Raw genomic sequence first — 9,419 nt, 5'->3', positions numbered from 1 at the left:
CGCGGAGCTCCGCGAACTCGTTCGCGTAATCGCCCGAGAAGAACACATTGTGCCGCACCAGCGGGAAGCCCGAGCTCCGGGCCTTCGCGCAGAGCGTCACCGCCGAGAGCGAGCGGGCATTCGGCGGCACAGCCTCCACGGCCCGCGCCGCGCGCGATCCGAACAGGCCCGCGCCGAGGGCCGCCGCATCGGCATTGGCCACCACGAGATCGGCCGCGATCCGCTCGCCATCGGCGAGGTCGACGCCGACGATGCCGCGCCCGTTCTCCACCGCGATGGCGGCCACCTCGGCGCGATAGCGGATGCGGGCGCCGTTCTCCTGCGCCAGTTCGGCGATGATGGCGGCGAGGCGGCTGAGGCCGCCCTCCACGTGCCAGACGCCCTGGCTCTCCACATGCGCCACCAGCATCAGCGTCGCCGGGGCCTCGAAGGGCGAGGAGCCGCAATAGGTGGCGTAGCGCCCGAACAATTGGCGCAGGCGAGGATCGCGGAAGTATTCGCCGAGCGCCCCCCACAGGGTGGTGAAGGGCTGGATGCGCAGCAGACCGCCGAGGCCCGACAGGCCGACGCGGCGGCCGAGATCGACCGGGCTCGGCCGCTCGCCCCGGATGAACGGCCCTTCCAGCGTGCCGTAGACCTCCGCAGCGCGGGCGCGGAAGCGCCGGTAGCCGTCCTCCTCGCCGGGGCCGGCGAAGGCGCGGATCGCCGCTGCCGACGCCTCGGGATCGGCGAACAGGTCGAGGCGCTGGTCGGCCCCCCAGGCATGGCGGGCGAGGATGGAGGCCGGGCGGAGCTCCACGCGGTCCGACAGGTCGGCGCCGCATTCCGAAAAAATCTCCTCGAAGACCCAGCGCATGGTGAAGACGGTGGGGCCGGCCTCCACCCGCGCCCCGTCCGCCGGGACGCTGCGCATCTTGCCGCCGGGCGCGGCCGCGCGTTCGAGCACGGTGACGTCGAGCCCCGCATGGGCGAGGCGCAGGGCCGCCACCAGCCCGCCGATCCCCGCTCCGATCACCGCAACCCGCTGTGCCGCCACTGTGTCACCCGTTTCTGCCTTGACGAGTGTCAATATTATCTGACACTTTGCAATGGCAATACGAAAAGACACCAGGGAGTGGCGCCATGGATGCCAACCGCCGGATCGAGCAGGCTCTCGACGCTGCCGTCGCCCATGCGGAGGCGCCCGGCGCGCCGCCGCTCCTGGCCGAGGCCATCCGCTACGCGGTCTTTCCCGGTGGCCACCGCATCCGGCCACGCCTCTGCCTCTCGGTCGCTCGCGCCTGCGGCGACGACGATCCGGCGGCCTCCGACGCGGCGGCGGCGGCGATCGAACTCATCCACTGCGCCTCCCTGGTCCATGACGACCTGCCCTGTTTCGACGATGCGCCGATGCGGCGGCAGAAACCCTCGGTCCATGCCGCCTTCGGCGAGCCCCTGGCGGTGCTGACCGGGGATGCGCTCATCGTCTCCGCTTTCGAGACCCTGGCGCGGGGTGCTGCGCGCTCGCCGGCCCGGCTCGCCGCCCTCGTCGGCCTCGTCGCCCGCGCGGCCGGTTCGCCCAACGGCATCGCCGCCGGGCAGGCCTGGGAATCGGAGCGGCATGTGGGGCTCACCGAGTACCAGCAGGCCAAGACCGGCGCGCTGTTCGCGGCGGCCACCGTCACCGGCGCGGCGGCGGCGGGCGCGCAGGCGCTGCCGTGGCGGCTGCTGGGGGAATGCCTCGGCGAGGCCTATCAGGTCGCCGACGACCTGCGGGACGTCGCCTGCCGCCAGGAGGAGATCGGCAAGCCGGTGGGCCGCGACGCCACGCTGGGCCGGCCCAACGCCGCCGCCCTGCTCGGCATGGCCGGCGCGCTCGCGCGCCTCAAGCGCCTCGTGCGGGAAGCCGTGGAGGTGATCCCCGCCTGCCCCGGCGCCGATCAACTCCGCGCCGAGATCGAGGCGCAGACGCGCCTGTTCCTGCCGGCGAGCCTCGCGCGGGAATTGGCGTGAGCGGGGCTTGCCCCGATGTTGCGGGCCGATTCCGCGCCTGACGCGACGCCGATCATGAACCCTCCCCCCTCTGCGGGGGAGGGTGCCTGCGGAGCACGCGGGAGAGGGGGCGACCTCTCCGGAGATGGCGCTCCCCTCTCCCGACCCTCGCTCACGCGAGGGCCACCCTCCCCCGCAGAGGGGGGAGGGCGACAGCGAGCCCTGCCTTGGCAAGAGCGCTGGCTCGGCTTCCGCAACCGCACCATCGCCAATCCGGCCTTCCAGCGCTGGGCCGCCGCGTTTCCGCTGACGCGGGGGATCGCGCGGCGCAACACCCGCGCGCTATTCGATCTCTGCGCCGGCTTCGTCTATTCGCAGACCCTGTTCGCCTGCATCAGGCTCGACCTGTTCGCGATCCTCGCCCCCGGCCCGCTCGGGCTCGAGGCCCTGGCCGAGCGGACCTGCCTGAGGCCGGAGCGGGCGTTGCGCCTGCTGGACGCCGCCGCCTCGCTCGAACTGTTGCGGCGCCTGCCCGACGGGCGCTTCGCCCTGGCCGATCTCGGCGCGGCGCTGATCGGCAATCCCTCCATCGCCGCGATGATCGAGCACCACGCGCTCCTCTACGAGGATCTGCGCGACCCGGTGGCGCTCCTGCGCGGGGAGGGGGGCACGAGCCGGCTCGCCGCCTATTGGCCCTATGCGGGAGCGGCCGGCGACACGGCGATCCCGGCCGAGGCGGTGGCGGACTACTCGGCCCTCATGGCCGCCTCCCAATCCCTCATCGCCGAGGACATCCTCGACGCCTATCCCATGCACCGGCACCGCCTGCTGATGGATGTGGGGGGCGGCGAGGGGGCTTTCCTGCGCGCGGCCATGCGGGCGACGCCGGGCCTCGCCGTCCGGCTGTTCGACCTGCCGGCGGTGGCCGCCCGCGCCACGGAGCGTTTCGCGGCCGAGGGCCTGTCCCACCGCGCCGAAGCCCGGGGCGGCAGTTTTCGCACCGCGCCCCTGCCGACGGGTGCCGACGCCATCTCCCTCGTCCGGGTCGTCCACGACCATGACGACGACACCGTCCGCCTGCTCCTGCGCGCCGCCTACGACGCGCTCGGCGATGGCGGCACGCTCCTGATCGCCGAGCCGATGGCCGGGACGGCGGGGGCCGAGCCGGTCACCGACGCCTATTTCGGCTTCTACCTGCTGGCGATGGGAAGCGGCCGCTGCCGCCGCCCCGCCGAGCTGACCGCGCTCCTCCAGGAGGCCGGATTTCGCGAGTGCCGCGAGATCCCGACGCGGCGCCCGCTCCTGACCCGCCTGCTGGTGTCCAGACGAATTGACACGCTGCAGCGTAAGTAAGGCTTGACGAATAAAAGTGTCAATCTAGGATGACACATCGAACAAGCGCCGCACCCGTAGCCATCGGGTCGAGGCACGAGACAGGGGAGGGTCGAACACGATGCACGCGCTGGCCGTCCTCTTCGAACGCCCCGAACACCTGTCGCTCGCCGAACTCGCCCTCGATGCTCCCGGCCCGGCCGACGCGGTGGTGGAGACCCTTTGGAGCGGCATCAGCACCGGCACCGAGCGCCTCCTCTGGACGGGCCGGATGCCGCCCTTCCCGGGCATGGGCTATCCCCTGGTCCCCGGCTACGAATCGGTCGGAGAAGTGGTGGAAGCCGGCCCCGCCTCCGGCCTCGCGGTCGGGCAGCGGGTCTTCGTGCCGGGCGCCCGCTGCTTCGGCCCGGTGCGCGGCCTGTTCGGCGGCGCGGCCTCCCGCCTGGTGAGCGAAGGCGCCCGCCTCGTTCCCATCGATGCGGATTTGCGCGAACACGGCATCCTCATCGCCCTGGCGGCCACCGCCTATCATGCGCTCAACGCGCATCCCGAAGGCCGCTCGCTCATCGTCGGCCACGGGGTGCTCGGGCGGCTTCTCGCCCGCCTGACACGGATCGCCGGCGGCGAGCCTGTGGTGTGGGAGACGAACCCGGTGCGGGCCACGGGCGCGCAGGGCTACGAGGTCCTGCATCCGGATGCGGACGAGACCCGCGATTACGGCGCCATCACCGATGTCAGCGGCGACGCCGCGATCCTCGACACGCTGATCGGGCGGCTCAGGCCCGGCGGCGAGATCGTGCTCGCCGGTTTCTACGAGGCGCCGCTCTCCTTCGCCTTCCCGCCCGCCTTCCTGCGCGAGGCCCGCATCCGCGTCGCCGCCCAGTGGCGGCCGGAGGATCTCGCCGCGGTCCTGACCCTGATCGAGGGGGGGCGTCTCTCCCTCGACGGCCTGATCACCCATCGTGAACCGGCGGCGCACGCGCCGTCCGCCTATCGCACGGCGTTCGGCGAGCCCGAATGCCTGAAGATGATCCTCGATTGGAGAGCCGCTTCATGAACATGCAGCTGAACGGAGCCGCACTCCTGCGCGCCGAAGCCGCCATCGAGCCGGATGCGACCCCCGTCTCCGCCACCAAGGAGACGCAGATCATCGCGATCTACGGCAAGGGCGGCATCGGCAAGTCGTTCACCCTGGCCAATCTCAGCTACATGATGGCCCAGCAGGGCAAGAAGGTCCTGCTCATCGGCTGCGACCCGAAGAGCGACACCACCTCGCTCCTGTTCGGCGGCCGCGCCTGCCCGACCATCATCGAGACCTCCACCAAGAAGAAGCTCGCCGGCGAGCAGGTCGCCATCGGCGATGTCTGCTTCAAGCGCGACGGCGTCTACGCCATGGAGCTCGGCGGACCGGAAGTCGGGCGCGGCTGCGGCGGGCGCGGCATCATCCACGGTTTCGAACTTCTCGAAAAACTCGGCTTCCACGAATGGGGCTTCGACTACGTCCTGCTCGACTTCCTCGGTGACGTGGTCTGCGGCGGCTTCGGCCTGCCGATCGCCCGCGACATGTGCCAGAAGGTCATCGTCGTCGGCTCGAACGATCTTCAATCGTTGTATGTGGCCAACAACGTCTGCTCGGCGGTGGAATACTTCCGCAAGCTCGGCGGCAATGTCGGTGTCGGCGGCCTCGTCATCAACAAGGACGACGGAACCGGCGAGGCCCAGGCCTTCGCCGCCGCCGTGGGCATCCCGGTCCTGGCCTCGATCCCGGCCGACGACGACATCCGCAAGAAGAGCGCGAATTACGAGATCATCGGCAGGCCCGAGAGCCAATGGGGCTCGCTCTTCGCGGATCTGGCCCAGAACGTCCACGACGCGGCGGCCAACCATCCGACACCGCTCTCCCAGGACGGTCTGCTCGGCCTGTTCAAGGGCGAGGCCGTCGGCCGGGGCGTCACCCTGGTTCCCGCCACCTTCGAGGATATGTGCGGCACGGCCCTGGTCGTGAAGCCGTCCCTCGAAGTCGTCTACGACGAGGTCTGACGCGCATGGCCGTCTCCCTCGACATCGCCGATCTGCGCGCCCGCAAGGAGCGCCCCGCCTCGACCCTGGCTCCCGCCGCATTGCCCGCGGAGGCGGTCAATCTCGCCGCCACCGAGACCGACGGGCTCGGCTGCCATTCCGGCAAGGACGCGATGCGGGCGGCCGCCGAAGCCGCCGGGATGTCGGAGACGCTGGAGCAGCTCAAAAAAGACTACCCACAAGGTCCGCACGACCAGCCCCAGAGCATGTGCCCGGCCTTCGGCTCCTTGCGCGTCGGCCTGCGCATGCGCCGCACGGCGACGATCCTGTCGGGCTCGGCCTGCTGCGTCTACGGCCTCACCTTCACCTCGCATTTCTACGGGGCCAAGCGCAGCGTCGGCTACGTCCCCTTCAATTCCGAGACCCTGGTCACCGGCAAGCTGTTCGAGGACATCCGCGAGGCGGTGTTCGACGTGGCCAAGCCCGCCGATTACGACGCGGTCGTCGTCATCAATCTCTGCGTCCCCACCGCCTCCGGCGTACCGCTGCGCCTCCTGCCGAAGGAGATCGACGGGGTCCGCATCATCGGCATCGACGTGCCGGGCTTCGGCGTGCCGACCCATGCGGAAGCCAAGGACGTGCTCGCCGGGGCCATGCTGAAATTCGCCCGCTCCGAGGCCGAGCAGGGTCCGGTCCAGGCCCCGCGCCTCGGCCGCTCCGAGCGCCCCAGCGTGACGCTGCTCGGCGAGATGTTCCCGGCCGACCCGGTGGTGATCGGCGGATTGCTGGAGCCGCTGGGCCTCAGCGCCGGCCCCGTGGTGCCGACCCGCGAATGGCGCGAGCTCTATGCGGCCCTCGACTGCGCGGCGGTGGCGGCGATCCACCCGTTCTACACCGCCTCGATCCGCGAATTCGAACTCGCCGGCCGCCCCATCGTCGGCTCCGCCCCCGTGGGCCATGACGGCACCGCCGACTGGCTCGACCGGATCGGCGAGGCCTGCGCCGTGCCCCGCGCCACGGTGGAGGCCGCCAAGAACCGTCTCCTCCCGATGATCCGGGGGGCGCTGGCCGCCACGCCGATCAAGGGCCGGATCACGCTCTCGGGCTACGAGGGGTCCGAACTGCTGGTGGGCCGGCTCCTCGTCGAGAGCGGGGCGGATCTCGCCTATGTCGGCACCGCCTGCCCGCGCACGCCCTATTCGGAGGCAGACCGCGACTGGCTGGAATCGCGCGGCGTCATGGTGCGCTTTCGCGCCTCGCTGGAGGACGACCTCTCCGCCATGCGCGAGTTCCGCCCGGACCTCGCCATCGGCACCACGCCGGTGGTGCAGGCGGCCAAGGAGCGGGCGATCCCCGCCCTCTACTTCACCAACCTGATCTCGGCCCGCCCGCTCATGGGCGTCGCCGGAGCCGGGTCGCTGGCCAAGGTCATCAACACGGCGCTCGGCAACCAGCACCGGTTCGACGCCATGCGGGACTTCTTCGACGGGGTCGGCGAGGGCCATGCCGCCGGCATCTGGGAAGAGGTGCCGAAAGTCCGCCAGAACGTCGCCTCGGCGACGCGCGGAAAACCCTCCCACAACCCGATCGGGGAGATGGCCTGATGCTCGTCCTCGATCACGACCGGGCCGGCGGCTACTGGGGCGCCGTCTACGTCTTCACCGCCATCAAGGGATTGCAGGTCGTCATCGACGGTCCCGTCGGCTGCGAGAACCTGCCGGTCACCTCGGTGCTCCACTACACCGACGCGCTGCCGCCGCACGAACTGCCCATCGTGGTCACCGGGCTCGCCGAGGAAGAGCTCGGCCGTCACGGCACCGAGGCCGCGATGAAGCGGGCGCACGCCACCCTCGATCCGGGCATGCCGAGCGTGGTCGTCACCGGCTCCATCGCCGAGATGATCGGCGGCGGCGTGACGCCGGAGGGCACCAACCTCCAGCGCTTCCTCCCGCGCACCATCGACGAGGACCAGTGGCAGACCGCCGACCGGGCGATGTCCTGGCTCTGGCAGGAATACGGCGCCCGCAAATTCGCCAAGAAGGGCATCCCGGCAAGGCCTCCCCGCAAGGAGGGCGAGCGCCCCCGCGTCAACATCATCGGCCCGGCCTACGGCACCTTCAACATGCCCTCGGATCTGGCCGAGATCCGCCGCCTCGTGGAGGGGATCGGGGCCGAGGTGAACCTCGCCTTTCCGCTCGGCTCGCATCTCGCCGACGTGCCCAAGCTCGTGAACGCGGACGCCAATATCTGCCTCTACCGCGAGTTCGGCCGCCTGCTCTGCGAGGCCCTCGAGCGGCCCTACCTGCAGGCGCCGATCGGGCTTCACGCCACCACGAAGTTCCTGCGCAAGCTCGGTGAGATCCTCGGCCTCGATCCGGAGCCCTTCATCGAGCGCGAGCGCCACACCACGATCAAGCCGGTCTGGGACCTGTGGCGCTCGGTGACCCAGGACTTCTTCGGCACGGCGAGCTTCGGCATCGTCGCCTCGGACACCTATGCGCGGGGCGTCCGCCGCTTCCTCGAAGACGAGATGGGCCTGCCCTGCACCTTCGCGATCTCGCGCCGGCCCGGCGCCAAGACCGACAACGCGGCGGTGCGCGAGGCCATCAAGGCCAACCCGCCCCTCGTCCTGTTCGGCTCGTTCAACGAGCGCATGTACGCGGCCGAATGCGGATCGCGGGCGGTGTTCGTGCCGGCCTCCTTCCCTGGCGCCATCATCCGCCGCCATACCGGGACGCCGTTCATGGGCTTCTCGGGCGCGACCTACCTCATCCAGGAGGTCTGCAACGCCCTGTTTGACATGCTCTTCCACATCCTGCCGCTCGCCCGCGACATGGACCGGGTCGAGGCGACGCCGGCGCGGATCCATCGCGAGCTCCCCTGGGACGAGGCCGCCCGCACCCTCCTCGACGACCTCGTCGAGGCCCATCCGGTGCTGGTGCGGATCTCGGTGGCCAAGCGCCTGCGCGACGCCGCCGAACGGGCGACCCGGAATGCCGGGCAGGAGCGGGTCTCCCCGGCCGAGGTCGAGCGCGCGCATGCGGACCTGACCCTCGGAGCGGCGGCATGAGCGCCCCCGCCCCACACCCTCTTTCCGGCTGGAGCGGCGCGGCGCCGTTTCCGTCGAGAACCGGCCTCCTCGCGAGGCCGACCGCCGCAGATCGCGGACAGGAGATCTCCGCCATGCAGTCGATGACCATGTTCCCCCGGACCATGCCCTCCCGCCAGGCTCTGTCGCGTCCCGCCCCGTCGCGCCTGCAGCGGCACGAGCTGCAGTTCCGCCTCCTCCTGGTGGCGACCTACCCCTTCTTCCTCGCGGCGGCGGCGCTCCAGCGCCTCGTCCCGGCACGGGCTCCGGCGGGCCACGGGCTCATCGCCCGGCGCTCGGTCTTCGGCGAGGCCAAGGCCATGGCCGTGTCGGCGATCCCCTTCGTCTTCATGGGCTGACGCTTTCCGGGGCCGGATCGCCCCGGGCCGATGCCCGCCCGATCCGGAACCCGAACGACCTCCCGTCCGACGAGGGGGGAACGACCGTCGCGAGCGCCGCTGCCGGCCCCCGCGACCTCACCCGCCGCGCGTGGAGCACGCACGGCCAGACGAAAGCGGAGGCTCACATCATGTCCAGTGGAATCGAAAAAGCGAGCAGCCTGTCCGGGCTGACGGAACCGGAAGCCAAGGAGTTCCACGCGATCTTCCTGACGAGCTTCATCATCTTCACGGCCATCGCCGTGGTCGCGCATATCCTCGTCTGGATGTGGCGCCCGTGGCTGCCCGGCCCGAAGGGCTACGCCGCCCTCGACACCGTCACGAGCGCCGCGCACGGCCTCGTCTCGATGATCTCCTGAGGAGGAACGCACCCATGCACAAGGTCTGGCTTCTCTTCGATCCGCGCCGCACGCTGGTGGCGCTCTTCACCTTCCTGTTCATTCTGGCGCTGCTGATCCACTTCATCTTGCTCAGCACCGACCGGTTCAACTGGCTGGAAGGCCCCAAGGCCCCGCGCGCCGCCAATGCGCAGACGCTGGTCCTGCCGACGATGCCCGCCTGACCGGCGGGATGCGGCCCCCTCCTCCCCCCTGTGGGGAGGAGTTGGAGGT

The 9,419-nt window shown here is 70.9% G+C and carries 10 protein-coding genes; 9 read left to right on the top strand and 1 reads right to left on the bottom strand.

Annotated features, from left to right (window positions below; genetic code table 11):
• On the bottom strand, window positions 1-1,036 hold a 1,036-nt coding region (locus tag MBTS_RS13275; protein WP_192215836.1), incomplete at its 3' end, for an FAD-dependent oxidoreductase.
• 86 nt (window positions 1,037-1,122) lie between these two features.
• Here MBTS_RS13275 and MBTS_RS13270 point away from each other — a divergent pair.
• The 9 genes from MBTS_RS13270 to pufA all read left to right on the top strand — a co-directional run bounded on the left by MBTS_RS13270 (window position 1,123) and on the right by pufA (window position 9,370).
• The gene (locus tag MBTS_RS13270) at window positions 1,123-1,992 is read left to right on the top strand and encodes a polyprenyl synthetase family protein (protein WP_056163332.1); all 870 of its coding nucleotides are present in this window, start codon (window positions 1,123-1,125) and stop codon (window positions 1,990-1,992) included.
• A gap of 54 nt (window positions 1,993-2,046) precedes the next feature.
• Entirely contained in the window at window positions 2,047-3,324 is a 1,278-nt protein-coding gene (locus MBTS_RS13265; protein ID WP_238253929.1) for a methyltransferase, read from the top strand.
• 100 nt (window positions 3,325-3,424) lie between these two features.
• Entirely contained in the window at window positions 3,425-4,360 is a 936-nt protein-coding gene (bchC, locus tag MBTS_RS13260; RefSeq protein WP_147831348.1) for a chlorophyll synthesis pathway protein BchC, read from the top strand.
• On the top strand, window positions 4,357-5,343 hold the full coding sequence (locus MBTS_RS13255) for a chlorophyllide a reductase iron protein subunit X (RefSeq protein WP_056146876.1): 987 nt from the start codon (window positions 4,357-4,359) through the stop codon (window positions 5,341-5,343). Before bchC ends, MBTS_RS13255 begins: the two co-directional genes overlap by 4 nt.
• 5 nt (window positions 5,344-5,348) lie before the next feature.
• Entirely contained in the window at window positions 5,349-6,926 is a 1,578-nt protein-coding gene (gene bchY, locus MBTS_RS13250; RefSeq protein WP_192215835.1) for a chlorophyllide a reductase subunit Y, read from the top strand.
• On the top strand, window positions 6,926-8,392 hold the full coding sequence (gene bchZ, locus MBTS_RS13245; protein WP_018043290.1) for a chlorophyllide a reductase subunit Z: 1,467 nt from the start codon (window positions 6,926-6,928) through the stop codon (window positions 8,390-8,392). The genes bchY and bchZ overlap by 1 nt, the downstream gene beginning before the upstream one ends.
• 113 nt (window positions 8,393-8,505) lie before the next feature.
• Window positions 8,506-8,769, top strand: a complete 264-nt coding sequence (locus MBTS_RS13240; RefSeq protein WP_018043291.1) for a hypothetical protein — start codon at window positions 8,506-8,508, stop codon at window positions 8,767-8,769.
• Window positions 8,770-8,939: 170 nt separating this feature from the next.
• Complete coding sequence (gene pufB / locus MBTS_RS13235) at window positions 8,940-9,167, top strand: light-harvesting antenna LH1, beta subunit (protein ID WP_018043292.1); 228 nt, start codon at window positions 8,940-8,942, stop codon at window positions 9,165-9,167.
• A gap of 14 nt (window positions 9,168-9,181) precedes the next feature.
• The gene (pufA, locus tag MBTS_RS13230) at window positions 9,182-9,370 is read left to right on the top strand and encodes a light-harvesting antenna LH1, alpha subunit (RefSeq protein ID WP_018043293.1); all 189 of its coding nucleotides are present in this window, start codon (window positions 9,182-9,184) and stop codon (window positions 9,368-9,370) included.
• Window positions 9,371-9,419 lie beyond the last annotated feature (49 nt).

Origin of the sequence: Methylobacterium bullatum (genome assembly GCF_014845095.1) — a bacterium.
GTDB classification, from domain to species: Bacteria; Pseudomonadota; Alphaproteobacteria; order Rhizobiales; family Beijerinckiaceae; genus Methylobacterium; species Methylobacterium bullatum.
The sequence above is the reverse complement of the archived record's forward strand: the minus strand, read 5'-3'. Positions and strand labels throughout refer to the sequence as shown.

What these genes read in the sequence shown, in the direction of transcription:
- MBTS_RS13255 (WP_056146876.1), top strand. Translation starts at nt 4,357, where the DNA reads ATGAACATGCAGCTGAACGGAGCCGCACTCCTGCGCGCCGAAGCCGCC.
- bchY (WP_192215835.1), top strand. Translation starts at nt 5,349, where the DNA reads ATGGCCGTCTCCCTCGACATCGCCGATCTGCGCGCCCGCAAGGAGCGC.
- pufB (WP_018043292.1), top strand. Translation starts at nt 8,940, where the DNA reads ATGTCCAGTGGAATCGAAAAAGCGAGCAGCCTGTCCGGGCTGACGGAA.
- MBTS_RS13270 (WP_056163332.1), top strand. Translation starts at nt 1,123, where the DNA reads ATGGATGCCAACCGCCGGATCGAGCAGGCTCTCGACGCTGCCGTCGCC.
- MBTS_RS13240 (WP_018043291.1), top strand. Translation starts at nt 8,506, where the DNA reads ATGCAGTCGATGACCATGTTCCCCCGGACCATGCCCTCCCGCCAGGCT.
- bchC (WP_147831348.1), top strand. Translation starts at nt 3,425, where the DNA reads ATGCACGCGCTGGCCGTCCTCTTCGAACGCCCCGAACACCTGTCGCTC.
- MBTS_RS13265 (WP_238253929.1), top strand. Translation starts at nt 2,047, where the DNA reads ATGAACCCTCCCCCCTCTGCGGGGGAGGGTGCCTGCGGAGCACGCGGG.
- bchZ (WP_018043290.1), top strand. Translation starts at nt 6,926, where the DNA reads ATGCTCGTCCTCGATCACGACCGGGCCGGCGGCTACTGGGGCGCCGTC.
- pufA (WP_018043293.1), top strand. Translation starts at nt 9,182, where the DNA reads ATGCACAAGGTCTGGCTTCTCTTCGATCCGCGCCGCACGCTGGTGGCG.